The sequence below is a fragment of the Pedobacter montanisoli genome, assembly GCF_022809115.1.
In the GTDB taxonomy this organism is placed as follows: domain Bacteria; phylum Bacteroidota; class Bacteroidia; order Sphingobacteriales; family Sphingobacteriaceae; genus Pedobacter; species Pedobacter montanisoli.
Genome location: NZ_JALGBH010000002.1, coordinates 823,097 through 843,242 on the forward strand (window position 1 = coordinate 823,097; position 20,146 = coordinate 843,242).

At 36.4% G+C, this 20,146-nt stretch carries 18 protein-coding genes and 1 tRNA gene; 9 read left to right on the forward strand and 10 right to left on the reverse strand.

Annotation, left to right across the window (positions count from 1 at the left end; translation table 11 throughout):
• Positions 1 to 31: 31 nt before the first annotated feature.
• Positions 32 to 103: transfer RNA gene (locus MMF97_RS11415), tRNA-Arg, on the reverse strand.
• 301 nt (positions 104 to 404) lie between these two features.
• On the opposite strand from MMF97_RS11415, the gene mgtE reads away from it, so the two are divergent.
• Positions 405 to 1,781, forward strand: coding sequence for a magnesium transporter (gene mgtE, locus MMF97_RS11420; RefSeq protein WP_243362465.1), 1,377 nt, complete (start codon positions 405 to 407; stop codon positions 1,779 to 1,781).
• Positions 1,782 to 1,891: 110 nt separating this feature from the next.
• Here mgtE and MMF97_RS11425 read toward each other — a convergent pair whose 3' ends face one another.
• The gene (locus tag MMF97_RS11425) at positions 1,892 to 2,884 is read right to left on the reverse strand and encodes a DUF6588 family protein (protein ID WP_243362467.1); all 993 of its coding nucleotides are present in this window, start codon (positions 2,882 to 2,884) and stop codon (positions 1,892 to 1,894) included.
• A 187-nt stretch (positions 2,885 to 3,071) separates the two neighbouring features.
• Between MMF97_RS11425 and MMF97_RS11430 the strand changes: the two genes are divergently transcribed.
• Together MMF97_RS11430 and MMF97_RS11435 are read left to right on the forward strand one after the other, a co-directional pair.
• On the forward strand, positions 3,072 to 4,106 hold the full coding sequence (locus MMF97_RS11430) for an RluA family pseudouridine synthase (protein ID WP_243362469.1): 1,035 nt from the start codon (positions 3,072 to 3,074) through the stop codon (positions 4,104 to 4,106).
• Entirely contained in the window at positions 4,107 to 4,952 is an 846-nt protein-coding gene (locus MMF97_RS11435; RefSeq protein ID WP_243362470.1) for an aminotransferase class IV, read from the forward strand.
• 1 nt (position 4,953) lies between these two features.
• Here MMF97_RS11435 and MMF97_RS11440 read toward each other — a convergent pair whose 3' ends face one another.
• The 3 genes from MMF97_RS11440 to MMF97_RS11450 are packed head-to-tail and all read right to left on the reverse strand — an operon-like array spanning position 4,954 to position 7,778.
• A complete protein-coding gene (locus MMF97_RS11440) occupies positions 4,954 to 5,544 on the reverse strand; it encodes a hypothetical protein (RefSeq protein ID WP_243362471.1) in 591 nt (196 codons plus the stop codon).
• A 16-nt stretch (positions 5,545 to 5,560) separates the two neighbouring features.
• On the reverse strand, positions 5,561 to 6,472 hold the full coding sequence (gene fmt / locus MMF97_RS11445; RefSeq protein WP_243362472.1) for a methionyl-tRNA formyltransferase: 912 nt from the start codon (positions 6,470 to 6,472) through the stop codon (positions 5,561 to 5,563).
• A gap of 37 nt (positions 6,473 to 6,509) precedes the next feature.
• The gene (locus MMF97_RS11450; RefSeq protein ID WP_243362473.1) at positions 6,510 to 7,778 is read right to left on the reverse strand and encodes an exo-beta-N-acetylmuramidase NamZ family protein; all 1,269 of its coding nucleotides are present in this window, start codon (positions 7,776 to 7,778) and stop codon (positions 6,510 to 6,512) included.
• Between the two features lie 60 nt (positions 7,779 to 7,838).
• On the opposite strand from MMF97_RS11450, the gene MMF97_RS11455 reads away from it, so the two are divergent.
• Positions 7,839 to 9,059, forward strand: a complete 1,221-nt coding sequence (locus tag MMF97_RS11455; protein ID WP_243362474.1) for an ABC transporter permease — start codon at positions 7,839 to 7,841, stop codon at positions 9,057 to 9,059.
• Positions 9,060 to 9,081: 22 nt separating this feature from the next.
• Here the strand turns inward: MMF97_RS11455 and MMF97_RS11460 are convergent, their stop codons facing one another.
• Both MMF97_RS11460 and MMF97_RS11465 read right to left on the reverse strand, forming a co-directional pair.
• Positions 9,082 to 9,540: a DinB family protein gene (locus MMF97_RS11460; protein ID WP_243362476.1), complete on the reverse strand. Its 459-nt coding sequence runs from the start codon at positions 9,538 to 9,540 to the stop codon at positions 9,082 to 9,084.
• Between the two features lie 179 nt (positions 9,541 to 9,719).
• Positions 9,720 to 12,143 carry an alpha/beta hydrolase family protein gene (locus MMF97_RS11465; RefSeq protein ID WP_243362478.1) on the reverse strand — a complete coding sequence of 808 codons (2,424 nt, stop codon included), beginning with the start codon at positions 12,141 to 12,143 and terminating at the stop codon, positions 9,720 to 9,722.
• Between the two features lie 163 nt (positions 12,144 to 12,306).
• Here MMF97_RS11465 and MMF97_RS11470 point away from each other — a divergent pair, with 163 nt between their 5' ends.
• The 5 genes from MMF97_RS11470 (at position 12,307) to MMF97_RS11490 (ending at position 16,120) form a co-directional block, all read left to right on the forward strand.
• The gene (locus MMF97_RS11470; protein ID WP_243362479.1) at positions 12,307 to 13,017 is read left to right on the forward strand and encodes a pseudouridine synthase; all 711 of its coding nucleotides are present in this window, start codon (positions 12,307 to 12,309) and stop codon (positions 13,015 to 13,017) included.
• Positions 13,018 to 13,030: 13 nt separating this feature from the next.
• Positions 13,031 to 13,774 carry an outer membrane beta-barrel protein gene (locus tag MMF97_RS11475; RefSeq protein ID WP_243362481.1) on the forward strand — a complete coding sequence of 248 codons (744 nt, stop codon included), beginning with the start codon at positions 13,031 to 13,033 and terminating at the stop codon, positions 13,772 to 13,774.
• Between the two features lie 20 nt (positions 13,775 to 13,794).
• The gene (locus MMF97_RS11480; protein WP_243362482.1) at positions 13,795 to 14,754 is read left to right on the forward strand and encodes a hypothetical protein; all 960 of its coding nucleotides are present in this window, start codon (positions 13,795 to 13,797) and stop codon (positions 14,752 to 14,754) included.
• 15 nt (positions 14,755 to 14,769) lie between these two features.
• Positions 14,770 to 15,843: a DNA polymerase IV gene (dinB, locus tag MMF97_RS11485; RefSeq protein WP_317228608.1), complete on the forward strand. Its 1,074-nt coding sequence runs from the start codon at positions 14,770 to 14,772 to the stop codon at positions 15,841 to 15,843.
• A gap of 121 nt (positions 15,844 to 15,964) precedes the next feature.
• Positions 15,965 to 16,120: a hypothetical protein gene (locus MMF97_RS11490; RefSeq protein ID WP_243362484.1), complete on the forward strand. Its 156-nt coding sequence runs from the start codon at positions 15,965 to 15,967 to the stop codon at positions 16,118 to 16,120.
• Between the two features lie 6 nt (positions 16,121 to 16,126).
• Here MMF97_RS11490 and MMF97_RS11495 read toward each other — a convergent pair whose 3' ends face one another.
• Genes MMF97_RS11495 through MMF97_RS11505 form a run of 3 tightly spaced genes read right to left on the reverse strand, consistent with a single transcriptional unit; the run spans position 16,127 to position 20,144 of the window.
• Positions 16,127 to 17,266, reverse strand: coding sequence for a cytochrome-c peroxidase (locus tag MMF97_RS11495; RefSeq protein ID WP_243362485.1), 1,140 nt, complete (start codon positions 17,264 to 17,266; stop codon positions 16,127 to 16,129).
• A 5-nt stretch (positions 17,267 to 17,271) separates the two neighbouring features.
• Positions 17,272 to 18,801: a DUF6850 family outer membrane beta-barrel protein gene (locus MMF97_RS11500; RefSeq protein ID WP_243362486.1), complete on the reverse strand. Its 1,530-nt coding sequence runs from the start codon at positions 18,799 to 18,801 to the stop codon at positions 17,272 to 17,274.
• A 2-nt stretch (positions 18,802 to 18,803) separates the two neighbouring features.
• Positions 18,804 to 20,144, reverse strand: coding sequence for a DUF4876 domain-containing protein (locus tag MMF97_RS11505; RefSeq protein WP_243362487.1), 1,341 nt, complete (start codon positions 20,142 to 20,144; stop codon positions 18,804 to 18,806).
• Between the last annotated feature and the right edge of the window lie 2 nt (positions 20,145 to 20,146).

Below are 20,146 nucleotides of genomic sequence, written 5' to 3' on the forward strand. Positions count from 1 at the left end.
CCCAAAGAGTGGCTTTTATACGGTGTATCTGTGTTCCCGGCGGGAGTCGAACCCACATCATCAGAACCGGAATCTGACATTCTATCCATTGAACTACGGAAACAGCTAAGCCGCAAAAATAAAAAAAATAGTGATTATTCTACTATAATGCGCCTGATGTTGAACAAAATATTGAAAGCACTTTTGAAACAAAATGATTTTAAAACACTTATAATAAGCAATACAAGTAACATATAAAACAAAAATTGCAATGAAAGAGCTGTTAAAACACATTTTCAGCCCTAATAAACCCTATAATTTTTTTGTAAAAAAATGCTTTTTGGCTTTGATAGTTTTTGAAAAAAAAAATGCACTTTTGCGGTAAATAAACAAGGGTGTTAATGGAGTAAATAAATTTAGAGGTTATGGAGCAACTGCTGGTAGATGAAGTATTACAACTTTTGGAAAATGATAATGATAGGCAGTTAAAAAACTATTTAAACGAGCTCAACATATCTGATGTTGAGGAGTTGATAGACGAGCTTCCACAACATGCGGTTAAATTTATCGAATCATTGTCAACAAAACGTGCCGTAAACGTTTTCAGGATCCTGGATTTTCCAACTCAGGAGCGGATCATTAAAAAATTACAGAGTAATAAACTTACCGAAATCATCAGACAACTGCCGCCCGATGACAGAACTGCTTTATTTAGTGAGTTAAAAGGTGATGCTGTAAAAAAACTACTGGTTTTACTGAATGATGATGACCGTAAAGAGGCTTTGGTGCTTTTGGGTTATAAAGAAGACAGTATTGGCCGTTTGATGACGCCCGATTTTATTGCCGTAAAAATAGACTGGACTGTAAGCAGAGTGCTTAATCACATACGTAGGTATGGCAAAAACTCTGAAACCATTGATGTGGTTTACGTGATTGATAAAGATGGGGTGCTGTTAGACGATATCAGGATCAGAGAGATTTTATTGGCAGATCCCGATGCACAGATAGGAGAGTTAACGGATAACCGATTAATTTCCCTTAATGTAAACGACCCGCAGGAAGAAGCCATTAGCATCTTTAAAATGAACAATAGGGTAGCCCTACCTGTTGTGGATGATAACAATATCCTGTTAGGTATTGTAACCATAGATGATATTTTATGGATAGCGCATGAAGAGTACACCGAAGACATGCAGAAATTTGGGGGTACCGAGGCTTTAGATGAACCTTATCTAGATATCCCGATCTTAAAACTGATTAAAAAACGTGCAGGTTGGTTAATTGTACTCTTTTTAGGCGAAATGTTAACCGCTACAGCCATGCAGCATTTTGAGTTTGAGCTTGAAAAAGCGGTGGTACTGTCGTTGTTTATCCCTTTAATTATGAGTAGTGGAGGTAACAGCGGTTCGCAGGCTTCTACTTTAATTATACAGGCTATGGCCCTGGGCGAAATTACCATTGCCGAGTGGTGGCGTGTAATGCGCAGAGAGATCATCTCAGGCTTATCATTAGGTGTGATTTTAGGGAGTATAGGCTTTTTGCGTATTATTTTATGGCAGGAGTTGGGCATTTATGATTACGGTGAGCATTGGTTCCTGATCTCACTTACCATTTTCTTTACGCTGGTAGGTATTGTACTTTGGGGTAGTTTAATTGGATCGATGATGCCTATCATGTTAAAACGTTTAAAATTAGACCCGGCTACTTCATCTGCACCTTTTGTAGCTACAATGGTAGATGTTACAGGTATCGTGATCTATTTTAGCATAGCTGTACTGATTTTAAAAGGCGTGTTGCTTTAAATAAAAAACACTATCAAATTAAATATTGATGTAAAATATAATCCTGAGATCAGGATATAAAAAAAGCTGCTTCCATTACGGAGCAGCTTTTTTTATAGTGTTTTTATCGTTTATTTACCCATACCAAAACCAATACCGGCATTTACATAACCATATTTAGACTGGGTGTAAGAACCGTATAATCTGAAGAAAGCCAGATGTAACTGGAAACCCACAGAAGCCTTTAAACCGTTAACATAATCCTGTTTAATGGTAAAAGGATCAACTACGGTATCAGAACCAAACTGATAAGTACCTAAAGCCCTAATATCTGCATTTGAGTTATTGAAACCCACACTTGCAAAAGGCGTAAAGAAAAGGAAACGTTTAGATACAATGGCATCTATATTTAAACCTTTAATTTTGGTAGAGATGTGTTGATCGTGTTTGCTGTTATCCCCAACTTCTAAAGGAATATCCCAGTTAAATTGTGTATAACCTACAGCTATAGCCACATCCACTGGTACAATCTTATCTACTTTGCCTAAAATAAGGGGTAGAACTTCTATTTTAGCACCAGCACCAAATAAATCAACCTTACCAAAATCATTCAGGTCAATTTTTGGAATATAACGTAAAGAAACGTCTATATTTTTAGGTAAACCTACCGTTAACTGTATTTGCGGCGAAGGCACAATGCTTACACCAATACCCTCAGGCAAATTAAATTCCTGTCCGTTACTATTTAAGCGCATTCTTGCACCTGTTTGATCGGGACCAGATATGGTAGGTGTTATAGAGCTACCCACAGCACTCATGGTTTTAAGACCTAAGCTGTTTACATCAAAAGTCCTGTCGCTTTGCGGAACAAAAGCAGCTGTTGCTGTAAATCTTAAATCGAACCTGAGTGTATTTTTAGCTTTGGCCGAATTGTACCAGCCAGAATTTAAACCTAAGCCAAAACCATTTAACGCTGGGGTTAAATAGGCATTAGCCAGTTTACCTGCATCTTCGGGACTTCCTTTCATCAGATCAGAAACCTGATCCTGGGCAGAAACGCCTAATGGAAGTAAAAGAGAACCGATTAATGCACCTTTTTTCAGTAAATTGAAGTACGTCTTCATCTTTGTTTGATATATATTCAATTACGAAAATATATCATTTTGATTAGATACGGAAAAAAGTTGAGTATAATTTTTACGTTAGAGGAAAAGTTTTTCATAGCCAAACCATCATAAGTCACACATCAAAAGCAAATAATAAGCCAAATTGTTTTTATTAATTATCAATTCGATAATTTATTTTTGCTGAATGGAAAAATATGCAATAGACCCCGAAGAAGAAGAGCAGGACTTATATGAGCATTTCAATATTGTTGTGGATAAAGGACAGTCTTTATTGCGTATTGACAAGTTTTTGATGCACCGTATAGAAAATGCATCAAGAAACAGAATACAGAACTCAATTGATGCAGGTAATGTACTGGTTAATAAGCAAACGGTAAAATCGAGTTATAAGGTAAAACCTTTAGATGAGATTTCTATTGTATTTGCACACCCGCCCCGAGATACAGAAGTTTATCCCGAAAATATACCTTTAGAAATTGTTTATGAAGATGATGACCTGTTGGTAGTAAATAAACCTGCGGGTATGGTGGTACACCCGGGTTACAACAATTATACTGGAACCTTGGTTAATGCGCTTACTTATCATTTTACCCAACTACCTACTTTACCCGGTAATGATGGGCGTCCGGGCTTAGTGCACCGTATAGATAAAGATACTTCGGGCTTGTTGCTGATCAGTAAGAACGAGATTACCATGACTAAGCTGGCTAAGCAATTTTTTGACCACAGCATTAAACGTAAGTACATTGCATTGGCATGGGGAGATATTGAAAACGATGGAAGGATAGAGGGATATATTGGCCGAAGCCTTAAAAACAGGATTATACAGGATGTGTATGACGATGAAACCAAAGGTAAATGGTCTGTAACCAATTACCACGTTATAGAGCGTTTAAACTATGTTACTTTGGTAAGCTGCCAGTTAGAAACAGGCCGCACGCACCAGATCAGAGCACATATGAAACACATTGGACATCCTTTATTTAGCGATTCTACTTACGGAGGTGATAAGATTTTAAAGGGTACAACGTTCAGTAAATACAAACAATTTGTAAACAACTGCTTTGAAATGATGCCCAGACAGGCTTTGCATGCGCAAACCTTAGGCTTTATTCATCCATCTACCGGAAAATATATGGAATTTGAAGCTCCTTTACCGCAAGATTTTGAAAGCGTTTTAGAAAAATGGCGTAATTACGTTAAACAAGTACAGGATTAAATGAGCAACCCATATATTTTAGTTAACGACGAATTTGTATTAAGTAATCATCCTGTATTAACGGCCAATAACAGAGCCTTTAGGTATGGAGATGGTGTTTTTGAAAGCATGCGTATGGTTAATGGTAAATTACAGTTTGCCGAACTGCATGCCGATAGGCTTAAAGCGGGGATGAAAACACTTAAAATAGATGGTTACAATTTATTGGATGAGTATTTTCTGAAACAAAAAACAGCCGAATTACAAAAAAAAAATCGCCTGCAGGGAAATGTACGCTATCGCCTAACCGTTTACAGAGGCGGAGCAGGATTGTACACGCCTGATAGCAATAAAGCGGGCTATGTATTGGAAGCTGAAAGTTTAGATAACAATCACTATGAACTCAATAAAAAGGGGCTTATTATTGATGTGTACGATGAATTGACCAAGCACATAGATAAACTTTCTAACTGTAAAACCATTAACAGCCTTTTATTTGTACTGGCTGGTATTTACAAAAAGAAACACCGTTTAGATGAAGCACTGATTTTAAACCACAATGGTTTTTTATGCGAGAGTATCAGTTCAAACTTGTTTGTAGTTTATAAAGATCAGATCTATACACCTTCATTAGAAGAAGGCTGCATTGCCGGTGTAATGCGCACAGTAGTAATGCAACTGGCTAAACAGAATGATATTCAGATTGTGGAAGCCCAGATTAATCCGCAAATACTTACCGAAGCCGATGAGGTTTTTGTAACCAATGCCGTATCGGGTATAAGATGGGTAATGGGCTATGGGCGTAAGCGTTATTTTAATGAAAAAGCTAAGTTTTTAAGTACTAAGCTAAACGAAACTTTAAGCTGATTTATACTTTTGAACCGAAATAATACTGGTCTTCCATCGATTTAAAGAAAAGCCAGTTTCGGTCTGTAGTAAACAAGGCAATATCTTCAAGCGGATGATCGAACAATAAGTTTGCATGCTTTAAGGCCTCGTTCAGTTTTATTTTAATAACGGGATAATAATACAGGTAACATAAATACAACTCTGTATCATCAAGTAAATCTTTTTGTGTTAAAGCTGTTTCTAATAAGCTTTTTACATCATCGCTTAAATACTGTTCCATAAGTGGCGGTACAAAACGAAGTGGATTTTGAGAAGGAAAATTGCGATATAGAGTTGTTTGTACCCAGGTTTCATTATTAAAGTTTAACAGTTTGCTGTCTAATTGATAAGCAATTAGTGGAGCCTCATTTAAAGCCTTTTGCCAGTAAATTAAAGTTTCTGGATCATGGGCTTCTATTTCATGAAGACTGTGTTCAACTTTATTTTCAAGAATTTCATCATAAATGGATAACCAGCCCGAAATACGCATACTGATTTCTTTTTGTACAGCAATTTGCAATTGAAGTTGTTTCTTCTTCTGCTCAAGTAATACTTTCTGCTGATTATCCATATAATTAATTAAGTGATTAGTTAAGCCTTATGCCACGTAGAAATTCATCTATACGCATACGCTTTTTCCCTTCATATTGTACATCCAACAGGTTTATATAGCCATTTGTTGTGGCCACTTTGAGGTAAGTTTTGCCATCGCTCAAAAAATCTCCCGGTTTAGCGCTATGTTGCACATATTCAGGGCTGGCTTCAAAAACTTTCAGTAATTTATCCTGAAAAACTGTAAAAGCGGTAGGGTAAGGGCTCAATCCTCTAATGTGGTTATAAACCTGACTGGTAGGCTGGTTCCAGTCTATCTTACAAAAGTCTTTAAAGATTTTGGGTGCAGCTTTTAAGTTTGCACTTATAGGTTGTGGTGTTTCAGTGTAAGTGTTATCGCTAATAGCTGTTACTGTTTTAACGATTAGCTTAGCACCTGTTTCCATTAATTTATCATGTAAAGATCCCGCGTTTTCATCGGGATCTATGTGTACTTTTTCACTAAAGATCACATCTCCGGTGTCTATTTCATGTTTCAGAAAAAATGTAGTTACACCACTTTCAGTTTCGCCGTTAATAATAGCATGGTTAATTGGCGCTGCACCACGGTATTGCGGTAATAACGAACCATGAAGATTAATGGTGCCTTTTGGCGGCATATTCCATACCACTTCGGGCAACATCCTAAAAGCCACAACCACTTGCAAATCTGCTTTTAGCTCGCTTAATTCTGTTAAAAAATCAGGGTCTTTTAGCTTTAAAGGCTGTAATACCTTTAAACCATGGGCCACAGCATATTTTTTTACAGCACTTTCATTTAACTTCTGACCTCTTCCTGCCGGTTTATCTGCCGCAGTAACCACCCCAACAATATCAAATCCTGCATCTTTTAAAGCAGCTAATGACGCCACGGCAAAATCGGGCGTACCCATAAAAACAATTCTCATGTTAATGCTATAAATTTAATAGAGCAATAAAACCTACTTAAGGATAAAGCAGGTATTTTTTGCGCATTTCTTTATACTTACTTAAACCTGGTTCCCAACTTTTTCTGATCTCGGCTTCAGATTTTCCATCAATAATTTGTTGACGGAAATCGCCAACACCTACTAATTTTTCTATGGTACCCATCTGGTTGCTCAGTTTAGAATTAAAGAAATCTTCTTTACGTGGCGATTTCTGGTATAATTCTATTAACCAGCTTAAATTGATCTGCTTGGTTTTTCTTAAAATAGAAGTATCGTAATTTCTTAAATCTATTCCGTAGCATACCTCATCTTTAAAAATAGGTGTTTCGGCCATGCCTTTTATGCCAGTTGGCGTAAATGAGAACTGATAGATCCCTTTGTAATAAGGAGCTCCCAATATGGTGAAAGGAAACTGCGTGCCACGACCATGGTTTACATAAATACCTTCAAATAAACAGGTACTTGGGTACAATAGTATAGATTGTTGTGTATTTAGGTTAGGCGATGGTTTTACAGGCAGCACATAAGGCATATCATGTGTGTAATTGGCATTTTTGATGACTTTGATCTTACACTTTAAACCGTCTTTTAACCAACCTTCGCCGTTTAACATCTGTGCATATTCGCCTATAGTTAAACCATGTGCAATAGGTATAGGTTGTAAGCCTATGCCCGATTTGTATTTAGGATCTAAAATAGGCCCGTCTATCAGGTAACCGTTTGGATTAGGTCTGTCTAAAATGATCACTTCTTTATTGTACATTGCACCAGCTTCCATTACATGCTGCAAAGTATTGATATAAGTATAGAAACGAACGCCAACATCCTGTATATCAAAGATCAAAATATCAATATCTTCAAGGTTTTCTTTAGTTGGTGTGCTGTTCTTACCATACAAAGAAACTACTTTAATGCCTGTAGCTTTATCTATCGAATCATCAACATGAATACCTGCACTTGCATCACCTCTAAAGCCATGTTCAGGGCCAAATATCTTAACAATGTTAACGCCTAATTTCAGTAATGCATCTACCGTGGTTTCTTTACCTATAACAGAGGTAGGATTAACTACCATACCCACTCTTTTTCCTTTTAGCATAGGGAGATAAAGATCGGTTTGTTCGGCTCCGGTTTTAATGCTCGCTTCTACAGATTTGCTCTTGTTCTGCTGTTTTGAGGCAGGTGCTTTATGCGAAACACCTTGTCCGCATGCAGAAAATACAAAAGCAAATAAACAAATTTTAAGTGCTGCAATAGTTTTGTTCATGATGAGTTTTTTAAACATTTATGTGTTAATTCAATTTTGAATTAGCATTTTTGCTAATATACAATTTATCGTAAAATTTTGAACTTCGAATATTTTATAGCCGGCAGAATATCCTTAAAATCAGAGCGTACCTTTTCTAAATTAATAGTACGTATAGCCATTATAGGTATCATGCTTAGTTTGGCAGCAATGATCTTATCTGTTGCGGTTATAAAAGGCTTTAAAACTGAAATTCAGAATAAAGTAAGAGGTTTTGTAGGCGATATACAGATTTACCGTTATGATCTGAACGGCTCGTTTGAAAAATCGCCCTTTATACCTAATGATACTACCTTAAAAGCACTTAAGAACAACAAAGACCTGTTCACTTATTATCCATTTGCAGTTAAACCTTCTATTCTTGTGGTAAATGGCGAAGTAGAAGCTGTTAATTACAAAGGGATAGACAGTTTATATGACTGGTCTTATTTAAAAGAACATTTGGTGCAGGGCAGGGTAATCAATTTTGCCGATAGTGCTGCAGCTATGAAAGAAATCTTGGTTTCTGAGTTTACGGCAAAAAGATTAAAACTTAAAGTTGGCGACAGCTTTATTATGCACTTTATACAAAACCCACCTAAAAAGCGAAAAGTAACTATTGTGGGTATTTTTAACATAGGCATAGATAATTTAGACAAGAACTTTGTAATTGGCGATTTAAACCTCATCAGAAGATTAAACAACTGGCAGGCACAAGAAACGGGTGGAATAGAAGTAAAGGTTAAAGATTTTAGTCGGTTAAAATTCACAGCCGATCAGGTTTACCATGACCTTGAATTAAAATTAAGATCACGTTCTGTAATGGAAAGCAGTCCTGAAATTTTTAACTGGCTTTCTTTATTAGATGTAAATACTCAGGTTTTGCTGGTGTTAATGATGATTGTAGGCTTAATTAACATGATTACGGCACTGCTTATCATGATATTAGAGCGCACCAATATGATCGGAATGCTTAAAGCAATGGGAGCGGGTAATGCCAGCATTATGAAAATATTTATTTATAATGCTTTGTATCTTATAGGAATAGGTCTTGTATTAGGTAACTTATTGGGTATTGGCATAGGTATTTTGCAACAGCAAACCCATTTTATAAAATTAGATCAGGCCAGTTACTATCTTTCTTTTGTTCCGGTAGAATTTCATGTAATGGATATCTTATTACTGAATATAGGTACGGCGGTTATTTGTACATTGGTACTTTTGGTACCAGCTATGTTAATTGGTAAAATCAGTCCTTTAAAAGCAATAAGATTTAAATAAACCTTTAAAGGACTGTTTTTGATTAGAGTAGCTTTCTCATGGCCATGCAATAGCCATAATGCAACCCATCGTGGTTTGAAACTAAAGTAACCACATCTTTAATATTATTCAGGGTAAAGTTATAAGTAGCGATGTTATAAGTTTTAAACTGGTCAAATTTATCGGTTTGCAGATCTGCTTCCAGTTGGTCTATATTGGCTAAAAGATAATGTTTGATTTCCTCAATTTCGGCTTCGTTAATGAACGATTCGGGTTTTGTGCCATGTCTGTATTTTTCCAGTAGTGTATCACTAACTAAACAAGGGTTCCCGGTTAATTTGTAACTTAATAATTGCTGGCTAACCATAATATGCCCCAGGTGCCATGCAATATTGTTGTTAAAACCTGTTGGGATTTGGTTAAGCTGTTCAATGGTAAAAGCTTCTGTAAATTCTATGAATTTTTTACGTGTGGCTCTGATCAATGCAAGTGTAGTGTTCATGGTTAAATGGTTTAAATGAATGAGGGGGTTCAAATTAGGTTTATCGTCATCCTGAACTTCCCGATTGAATTCGGGACAAGTCGTTTCAGTATCTTATCTCAGTTCAAAGATTCCGTATCGAGTACGGAATGACGTAAGACTAATGAACACCCTCATCTAAAATTTATATGCAAATTTAATTATCTGGCAGATGCCGGTTTTGCATTTTTTACATAGGTATCTAACCAACGGTTAGTTTCCCAAAGCATGTGCATAATATTTTCTTTAGCACGGTAGCCATGAGCTTCGTAAGGTAAATATACAAAGCGTGTAGTACCGCCATGACCTTTAATTGCATTAAATAAACGCTCACTATTAATTGGGAATGTTCCCTGATTATCGTCCATTTCGCCATGGATCAATAATATAGGCGTTTTAATTTTATCTGCATAGCTGAACGGACTCATTTCATAATACAATTGAGGAGCTTGCCAGTAAGTTCTATCTTCATTCTGAAAACCAAAAGGTGTTAAAGTACGGTTGTAAGCACCACTACGGGCAATACCAGCTTTAAATAAATTGGTATGCGCCAATAAGTTTGCAGTCATAAACGCACCATAACTGTGACCGCCAACAGCCATTCTGTTTCTATCGCCAACACCCATTTCGCTTAATTTGTTAATAGCGGCTTCGGCATTTAATTTCAATTGTTCAACAAACGAATCGTTAGGTCTTTTCCCATCTTTAGCAACAATTGGCATCTCAGCATTATCTAAAACTGCGTAACCCTGTGTAACAAAGAAAAGTGGTCCGCCAGAACTTACCATAGTAAATTTATTTTCCGAACCACGTACCTGTGCAGCATCATTTGCAGAGTTAAACTCTCTCGGATATGCCCAGATCAATACAGGCAGAGGTCCGTCTTTATCTTTATTGTAACCTTTAGGCAGATATAGATCTCCGGTAAGGTCAATGCCATCGGCACGTTTGTAAGAGATTTTTTGTTTGCTAACACCATCTAAAGCAGTATATGGATTGGTAAAGCTGGTGATTTGTCTATCGGCAACTTTTAAAACCAGATTTTTGATGTAATAGTTAGGAACATCAGTTTTACTTTCGCGTCTGGTTAATAAAACCAATTTCTGAGGGTCTAAAACATCGGTTACGGTTTCAAAAGTACCTTCCTGACAGCGCCATAAAATCTCAGATTTTTTAGTGTTCAGGTCAAATTTTGCCAAAAAAGGTAAATCGCCTTTAGGTGATGCACCTGTAGTATTGTTCAATAACAATTTAGTGCCATTATCTGTAGTTAAAATTACCTGACGGCCAAATTTATTTTTTTCGGTTACAGGATTGCCCGGGTTATTGTAAGCATCTGTAGTATTTAATTCGTACAATGTTTCTAAGGCCCCTGTACTAGGATTAAAACGATTTAATTTACTGGTTTGGTTGGTTCTCGACATTTCTCTAACCAAAGCTAAAGTAGCGTTGCCCCAACTTGTACCTGCATAACGGGTTTTGGTTTTGAATAATTCTTTAGCCGATCCGCTAAAAGGTGCTTTTAGCTCATAAACAGCATCATGGTACTCTACTTTCTTTTTGATCAATCCGCTGTCAAGTGGCTGTGCCCAGGTAATGGTAGCCGCTTCATCATCACGCCAGTCAAAACTTCTTGGAACGTTTTGTACGTTATCATAACCCGAAGGACGAACTTCTGTAGAAGGCAAATCTGCCAGTTGTTTTACTGTTTTACCACTTCTATCAATGATTTTAACTACAGAAGGAAAACCTCCGGCAGAAACCAGATAAGAGAAAGGTTTTTTGATGGTACGTACCAAAAAGTAGTTTTTATCTGGCGATAAACTTACCGAGCTGTAAATAGCAGGTGAACCGATAGGTGTTTCAATGCCATTTTTATTTTGTACTAACTGTGATGTAGCAAAAAACTCAAATAATTGCTCATCATAAGGCGATTTAATTAAATCCTGTATGGTTGCGCTTGGTGCAACTTTACCTAAATTTTCCTGTACGGTAGGGCCTTTTGGTGCCAACGGACGGGCAGGGGCCATGCTGGCAGCTTTGGTAGCCACTTGGTAAACAAGGGTCTGGTCATCTATCCATATAAGGCTCGAGCCTAAAATAGCGTTTAAAGGCTGTTTGTTAACTTTAGTTGCTTTTCCTGTAGCTACATCAATAACATAGAGGTCAATTCTGTTTTGACCGGTCTGGGTAAAAGCTATTTTGTTTTCGCTTGGGTTCCAACGTATGTTACCCGCATATAATGTGGCAGGTAAACCGGTAATGGCTACAGTTTTTCCTGTTTTAATGTTCTTTAAACTGAAATTATTGAAAAAAGTCTGGCGACTTGGCGAGTAATTGTTTGGATTGATACGCATTCCAGCAATTTTATACTCGGGCATAGCCAGTTCTTCTATAGAAGGATAAGGATTTCTTTCACTAAATAAAATCCATTCAGCCTTACTGTCTATATTTACACCAGGCGTAGGTTTAGCTAAGAGTAAATCCACAATTTCTTTTGCCGGCTTTTGGTAAGTAACTGCATCTTGCGCAAAACTGTTGCCTGCCAGTGCAATCAAAAATAAGCTTAGTAGTTTTTTCTTCATTTCAATTAAATTGAGTTGGTTAAATTTACTACTATTCAGTTCAAATTCTGATTTTGTATCAATAATTTGATAGAAATAATAAGTACCTTAAAAAACAATCTTACAACACAATTTTAAAATTTTTAAACCCACGGAGGAAACAAATTTTATAATTTAGCTCCGCATGTTAGAAATAGTTTATCAGGATAATGACCTTATTGCCATCAATAAGCCTCATGGTTTATTGGTTCATCGCTCTAAACTGGCCAACGATGCCAAAGAGTTTGCTTTACAATTGCTTAGAGACCAGGTAGGTAAACATGTAAATCCGGTGCACCGCCTCGACAGGAAAACCGGAGGGGTATTGCTGTTTGCTTTTTCTAAAGAGGTAGAAATAGAAATGCAGAAGCAGTTTCAGGAAGGTTTGGTAGAGAAAAAATACCTGGCTATAGTGAGAGGCTTTACGCCAGATGAAATGGAAATAGATTATCCGTTAGCAAAAGAAAACGGAACATTGCAGGAAGCCTTTACCATGTTCAGAACTTTAGAAAGAGCAGAAATACCGGTACAATTTGGAAAACACCCAACCGGCCGTTACAGTTTGGTAGAGGCAAATCCGAAAACCGGAAGGATGCACCAGTTACGCAAGCATTTTGCCCATATCTTTCATCCCATTATAGGTGACCGTCCACATGGTTGTAATAAGCAAAACCGTTATTTTAAAGAGCATTACCATATGAATACCATGCTTTTGCATGCCAGTTCTTTAGCATTTGTTCATCCGCTTACCGCAGAACATATTAACATTACTGCCAGTTTACAACCCGAATTTGAACGTACAGCCACTATTATGGGCTTAAATTTAGAAGCGTTACATAATTTTTCTGTTAAATAGCGTTATTTACTTTATGCTAAAAAAGATTATTCTCGCCGCTATAGCCCTCTCTTTAAGTGCCTGTTCATCTATTTATATGCCTGTTGTGCCCAACACACCGATGTTAAGCAACCAGGGCGAATTTTCTGCCGGAGCACACCTTTCTTTAAAAGGAAATTTTAATGTGAACGGTGCTTATGCTGTTGGCGATCATTTTGCGGTTATAGGTAACGCAGCATATCTTAACAGCGAGAAATACAGCAAAGATCTAGAACACAGCCTTTATGAAATAGGAGGAGGGTATTTCAGAAATTTTGGTCCCGATAATAACCGTATTTTAGAAGTGTACGCAGGTGTGGGTAGTGGCAAAAACATTAAGACCACCCGTACTTATGATAATAGGGAAATGCTGTTGGCTACTGATGTACAGCATGCCCGTTATAACAAAACTTTTTTGCAGGTAAATTACAGTTCAAAGAAAATAGATACCATACGTTTGTTTGGTACACAGCTTAAATTGAATTATGGTATGGCCTGGCGGTTAAGCTATGCAGAAACCAAAGATTTTACCATCAATAATGTAGCACATGTCAATGAAGATAATATATTCATAGAACCTGTATTTTTTACACGTATGGTGTTAAGTGATGAATTTCAACTGCAGTACACTACAGGCAGTAACATTGGCTTAAAAAGCAGAAAATTCTTAAATGCGGGTTATTCTATATTTACTATAGGTGCAGTTTTAAATATAGGTAAGAAGCCTAAAGTTAAGTAAATACTTCTTATTTTTATGGTATGCAATACTTAAAGTTAGCTTTATTTTTTACGCTGCTGCTTGTAAAAACCGCTACGGCACAGCTTGCGCTATCACAAAAAATAGCAGGCTTTAAAACACTTAAAATAGATACAGGTATTATTTTAACCATAGATGAACCTGTAAACTTTAATTATAAAAGACCCTTAAAAGTTATTTTATATGCTTTGCCTAATGGAAATACCACAATGCAAACTTATGGAAAGAAATTAAGTGCCAATGATGACTGGCATTTTGATATACAGCATATTGGTGCGCAAACTGCTTTTATACGCGAAACCGACAAACACAGCAATTATGTAGTGGTATATGCCGAAAACGATCTGAAAAGCTGGCCAGCCTGGCGTAAAAAATATAAAAATGCAGATCAGGTAATTACCAATATTGTTGCATCATTGTATGAAAAGTACAAGAATTTTAACCCCGAAATTTATCTTACAGGACATAGTGGTGGCGGAAGTTTTATTTTCGGTTACATTGGTGCAAACAACCAGATAGCTGATTATGTGAAAAGAATAGGTTTTATAGATGCAACTTATGCCTATAATACCCCGCAACATAAAGATAAACTACTCAACTGGCTTGAAGATAAAAATAAGACTTTACAGGTTATAGCCTATAATGACAGCGTTGTGGTACTTAATGGTAAGCCTTTGGTTTCGCCTAAAGGTGGCACCTGGTACAGGAGCCAACTGATGGCCAAAGATCTCACAGAGAAAATCAATTTGTCTAATTTAAACCTGAGCGACAGAATGGATTTCTTTAATAAGAACCATACTATAGATTTTGTATTGATCAAAAACCCTGAAGCCAAGATTTATCATACCAATCTCGTAGAAAAAAATGGCTTTATCAGCCTGATTTTTAATGGCACAAAATTCAAGAGCCGTAATTATACTTTCTGGAGTGATAGAGCTTATTCAAAGTATATTTCAGATTAGAAATAGGTTTAATAAGTGGTTCGTAAGATTATACATATAGACATGGATGCTTTTTATGCTTCTGTAGAGCAGCGGGATTTTCCGCAATACAGAGGTAAACCTTTGGTTGTGGGAGGTACTCCTGAAGGCAGAGGTGTAGTAGCCACAGCCAGTTATGAGGCCCGTTCTTTTGGCGTACGTTCTGCAATGCCTTCAAAAAAAGCACAGCAATTATGTCCTTATGCAATTTTTGTCTATCCCCGGTTTGATGTATATAAGCAGGTTTCAAGGCAGATCAGAGAAATATTTAGTCGTTATACAGATCTGATAGAACCTTTATCATTAGATGAAGCTTATTTAGATGTAACGGAAGATAAACTGAACATCGGTTCGGCCATAACCATTGCAGAGGAAATTAAAAAAGCGATTAAAGAGGAATTGAATCTCACAGCTTCTGCAGGCGTTTCTATCAATAAATTTGTAGCCAAAATAGCTTCAGACATGAACAAACCAGATGGTTTGACTTTTATAGGCCCTTCCAAAATTGAAAAATTCATGGAAAAACTACCGGTAGAAAAATTTCATGGCGTGGGTAAGGTTACTGCAGAACGCATGAAAATGCAGGGCATACGCAAAGGTAGTGACCTGAAAAAGCTAAGTGAGGAACGTTTAATGGTTCTTTTTGGGAAGTCTGGAAAATTCTTTTACAACATTGTAAGAGGAATAGATAACCGGGCAGTAAAACCCGATAGAGAAACTAAATCTATCAGTTCTGAAGACACCTTTAGTTACGATCTTGATAAGGGAAGCGAATTGTATGAACATGTACTACGCATTACGCAATCTGCTTTTAAAAGACTTAATCAATATCGTTTATATGGACGAACATTGACTGTGAAAGTAAAATTTGCAGATTTTAAGCAGATTACCAGAAGTATATCTTTTGATCATCCTATAAGTAATGAAAACGAAGCCTACCTTTCGGCCAAAACACTGATAGAAAACGCAGATTTTGAAGGTAAATTAGTAAGATTGATAGGTGTGGGCTTTTCTAATTTTCATGAACCTAAAATGCGAAACCGGGTAGAAGAGCAAAAAGAACTCTTCTAAAAAATCATTTATAATCTTTTCTCTTATTTCTTGAACAATACGTGCCATAGATTTAAAGTTTAATTATATCTTAACACATACTTAATCTGTTGATTTTACATTCGTTATAAAACAAGAGAAGATGAAAATCAACTTTATTTTAATCGCAGTAGCTATTGTAGCCCTATTGGGTTTCATTTATTATATCATCAGCAACAATAATGATGAGCAGAATGAAGAAATGAAACAACTGGCTAAAAAATCGCTGTTTAAAAAAGACAAGAAAACCAGCGTTTAGCATTAGCTATTTTGGCAACTCAGGTTGTCTGTCTTTCCATGGTGTAGTGCTGATCGCGTATAAAAACGAGATAACTGCATCTTTTTCTGCTTTGCTCAACTTTAATCCTCTTAACAGCTTGTCGTTTTTAGGTAATAAAGGATCGTTAACCTGCTCTGGTTTAACATTTTGAACGGGCATACCTACATTGTACATATTCATTACACCTTCCATATCAGGAAATAATCCATTATGAAACCAAGGGGCAGTACGCATTACATTACGTAAACCAGGTGTTTTAAATTTTCCTACATCTTCAGGTTTTTTGGTGATATTATAAAGACCCAGATCTTCATGCGATCGGCCATAATAGGTTAAGCCTACATTGTGAAAATCGAAATCGGTAAATAAAGGACCATTATGACAATTTATGCAACGGGCTTTAGTTCTGAAAAGGTGTAATCCCAAAACCTGCTGGTCGGTAAGCGCTTCTTTTTTACCTTCTAAGAATCTGTCAAAATCGGTTTTACGGCTCACAATGGTGCGCTGATAAATAGCCAATGCTTTTAATATGCGTTGATTACTAATTTTATCGGTACCAAATGCAGCAGAAAAGAAAGGTTTATAACCTTTTATTTTACCTATTTTTTTTGCCAATTGTTTCAGATCCTGATGCATTTCTATCTCGCTGCTTATCGGACCTTCTGCCTGTTGTTCCAGACTATCGGCTCTGCCATCCCAGAAAAGCTTTTTTTGCGCCCATACATTCTCTAAAGAGATCGCATTACGCTTATTGGGTGAGTGATCGTGACCAATAGAAACCTCTCTGCCATCTGCCCAGTTGAGATCGGGTGCATGGCAACTAGAACATGAAATTTGGTTAGATGAGGATAGGCGTGGATCAAAAAATAACAAACGCCCCAGATCTACAATCTTTTTGATAGAATCATCTTTTAGATTTATAGGAGAGGGAGGTAGTACGCCCAATTCTTTCCAGTTTACTCCCTTATCTACATTGGGCGCCGGCCATTTATCTGGAGACTGGCTATAGATCTTACGTAAGCTATCTGGTGTAAGCTCGTCGCCTTTGATAAATTCGGTACCTCTGAAAGAAACAAAAAACAAAATTCCAAAAACTGCAAACAGTCCTGCAAATACCTTTTTCATGTGTGTCAAAAATAAATATTTAATCCCAAATTACAGGAGATAAAATCCTTACCAATCTGATTAAAATTATAATCAGTAAGCTGGTTTTTTACTGACAATTGGCGGTAATAATCTGCACTTGCAGTAATGGCCGATCTGAAATTTTTAAATAGATTAGCCGTAACATAATGAACAGAAACAGAGGTTTTTACAGTATTACTGCTATAAAACTGGTAATCCGGAAAGATAACATCATGTGTAAAAATATTAATCTGTAGTGGATCTACACTTAATTCATTTTGCAGAGGTGTACGATATCCTAATTGTAAGCCTAATTTTAAGCGATCTTTGTTTTTAAAGTTCAGGTAAGCATTATACAATACATTGGGTTCAAAAAGTACATATTGCAAGTGGTGCTGTGTTGCTACATCCTGTTTATTGAGGTGATTGTAGTTTACATTTAAACCAAACTCATTTGCATAATTAGAATGGTCTAACCTGATCAGGTATTGCAGGTTAAAGTTTTTTGCCGAATACTTGTAGTTTATAGCATAAAAAACAATGTTCACATCATTACTTTGCTGCTGATTATAGGTAAGTTGTAATTGTTGTTGTGTTTTTTTATCCTGTTTATCTAATTGTAAAAAAATATCATACTTTTCTGTGTCATAGAAAGATACGTATGATTTTCTTACAGATTGATCTAGGTCTTTGTAATTGTCTTCAAGTATAGTTTTATAGCTTGCAGCAGCTTTTAAATGGTAGTCAGCAAAAGAAGTGGTATAAGTTAAGCCTAAACCATATTGCTTATCTAATCTTTTTAATGGGCTTTCATTCTGGCTTTTGGTGTAATAACCATAACCCTGTACAAAATAATTTACCCTGTCTGGATATCCGCCTCCTCGGTAACCTATATTCTTATATGCAATACCCATTGTTTCGGTACCATAACCCCATAAAGCGTTTATACCGATAACACTTTTACTTAAGCGATAGAGTACTTCTGGTTTAATCTGAAACTGGTAAGTATTTACCTGTGGTCTTGGATCAACAGATCTAGTGGCCGAATTATACAGGTAGTTTAAACCTGTTGCGAGGTATATTTTATCTTTAATGAGATTATAAGATAAGATACCGCCTAGTTCATATCTGAAACGTTCATAACTACCCGCTTTTATAGAGCCATAATAGTAGGGCTGATCATCCTGTTCAAGTCCTTTGGTGGTCCATGATAAGCTGTCTTGCCATATTCTTGAAAATCTGAAATAACCGGTAGTCTCAAAACGTCCGAATTTGTTAAAACCTTCAGATACCAAACCTGCCTGATGTGTGGTTTGAGCTTGTTGTGCCCTTCTTAAACCACCATTTGAATAGTCATAGTCCAGATTGATCTTTCCGCTTCGATTAACAGGAGTAACCAATAAAAAATTGGCGTTTTGTTGGGCTGCAGATAAAATGTTGCCTGATTGTTGGTACAGGTATAAACTATCGGTTAAAGATTGTGCAAAACCTTTAACCGATAGTAAAACAAAGCATATTGTAATAAACTTCTTCAATGTTATTTAAAAACTGATTTGGTTACGTCAGGGATATTTAATTCATCAAAATCATTAGCAGAGCTATTGGTGTCTTTTAAGATATGACGTCCATTTACCACTTTAGCGGTTTTACGTATTAAAGATTGCGAAGAATATTGCCCTTTAGATACAAACTTAAAGGTAGCATCTAATTTAGCATTGAATTTTTTAGGGATTTGATTAGCTTCTAAAGGAGGTTGTATCTCTACCGCATCAAAAACTTCATTTAATGGAATTTGGTAATACTTATCTGTAGAAGTTGTAATTACTTTTATATCTGGCGCTGCATATCTTTTCCAAGATTGAATATCTCTTGTGGTTTTAAACAATAATAAGGCTTCACGACCTGTGGCATCTAAAATCAGATCTTTATTTGCTCTTATATCAATGTTAACCATATTAGGAACAGCAGGATTGTCAATATCAGAAGCCAATGGTGTTATACCTGGATAATTACCTAAATAAACTTCAAAATCTGCTTTGCTTAAATCAATGGTTAAGCTGGGGTCTTTAACAGAAATACCTTTGCCGTCATTTCCTACATAAGGTGTTTTATGATTTAGCGCAGTACCTGCAATGATGATACTTTCACCAGGCTTAACAGGATGATCTTTACCGCTGCCTGGAATCATAAATATGTTTTTGGCATATACATAGTTGTTGTTGGCATTAGGATCATTCATATCAATAGACTTAGTCCAGTCATATTGTTTAGTTGCCGTTTGATAATATCCAGTAGCTAAGTCTATGGCAGTTAATTTAGAATTAGTGCCATAAGCCTCTACAAAATAAAGACTGTCTGCATAAAGCACCTGATTTGAATTGTTATAGATCTCAACAAACTGATCTCTGAACGAAGCACCGTTACTGGTATGTGAACCTGCATAATAGATTTGCTTAAATACCCAGTCGCCAATTTTGCCTGTGTTTAAGCTTAAAGACAAGCTGTTTACATTCTGAATAATATTCTGTGATTTCAGTAAACCATTAAACACAACATCATTCTCAGTAAAAATACCAACGTAAGTAGTATAATCAGCTGCTTTTATGGTAAGCGTAGCTTCTATATCATAGTTTCCCGGCGAAATTTTATCTATTGAAGCCTTACCATTAGCATCAGATTTTATGGTTGTAACCAGGCCGTTTGCCAGATTGGTAAGTTTGATCTCTGCATTAGCTAAAGGTAGGCTGTATTCTTTTAGAGATTGATCAAAAGATACATTTACACTTAAAGCAACAGGTTTTAAGTCTTCAAATTCATTCCTTTTACAGGCAGAGAATATAAATAGTAATGCGGCTATCAAAAAATAGAGTTTCTTCATTT

Coding starts and splice junctions, on each gene's coding strand:
- mgtE (WP_243362465.1), top strand. CDS start 405: ATGGAGCAACTGCTGGTAGATGAAGTATTACAACTTTTGGAAAATGAT.
- MMF97_RS11425 (WP_243362467.1), bottom strand. CDS start 2,884: ATGAAGACGTACTTCAATTTACTGAAAAAAGGTGCATTAATCGGTTCT.
- MMF97_RS11430 (WP_243362469.1), top strand. CDS start 3,072: ATGGAAAAATATGCAATAGACCCCGAAGAAGAAGAGCAGGACTTATAT.
- MMF97_RS11435 (WP_243362470.1), top strand. CDS start 4,107: ATGAGCAACCCATATATTTTAGTTAACGACGAATTTGTATTAAGTAAT.
- MMF97_RS11440 (WP_243362471.1), bottom strand. CDS start 5,544: ATGGATAATCAGCAGAAAGTATTACTTGAGCAGAAGAAGAAACAACTT.
- fmt (WP_243362472.1), bottom strand. CDS start 6,472: ATGAGAATTGTTTTTATGGGTACGCCCGATTTTGCCGTGGCGTCATTA.
- MMF97_RS11450 (WP_243362473.1), bottom strand. CDS start 7,778: ATGTTTAAAAAACTCATCATGAACAAAACTATTGCAGCACTTAAAATT.
- MMF97_RS11460 (WP_243362476.1), bottom strand. CDS start 9,540: ATGAACACTACACTTGCATTGATCAGAGCCACACGTAAAAAATTCATA.
- MMF97_RS11465 (WP_243362478.1), bottom strand. CDS start 12,143: ATGAAGAAAAAACTACTAAGCTTATTTTTGATTGCACTGGCAGGCAAC.
- MMF97_RS11470 (WP_243362479.1), top strand. CDS start 12,307: ATGTTAGAAATAGTTTATCAGGATAATGACCTTATTGCCATCAATAAG.
- MMF97_RS11475 (WP_243362481.1), top strand. CDS start 13,031: ATGCTAAAAAAGATTATTCTCGCCGCTATAGCCCTCTCTTTAAGTGCC.
- MMF97_RS11480 (WP_243362482.1), top strand. CDS start 13,795: ATGCAATACTTAAAGTTAGCTTTATTTTTTACGCTGCTGCTTGTAAAA.
- MMF97_RS11490 (WP_243362484.1), top strand. CDS start 15,965: ATGAAAATCAACTTTATTTTAATCGCAGTAGCTATTGTAGCCCTATTG.
- MMF97_RS11495 (WP_243362485.1), bottom strand. CDS start 17,266: ATGAAAAAGGTATTTGCAGGACTGTTTGCAGTTTTTGGAATTTTGTTT.
- MMF97_RS11505 (WP_243362487.1), bottom strand. CDS start 20,144: ATGAAGAAACTCTATTTTTTGATAGCCGCATTACTATTTATATTCTCT.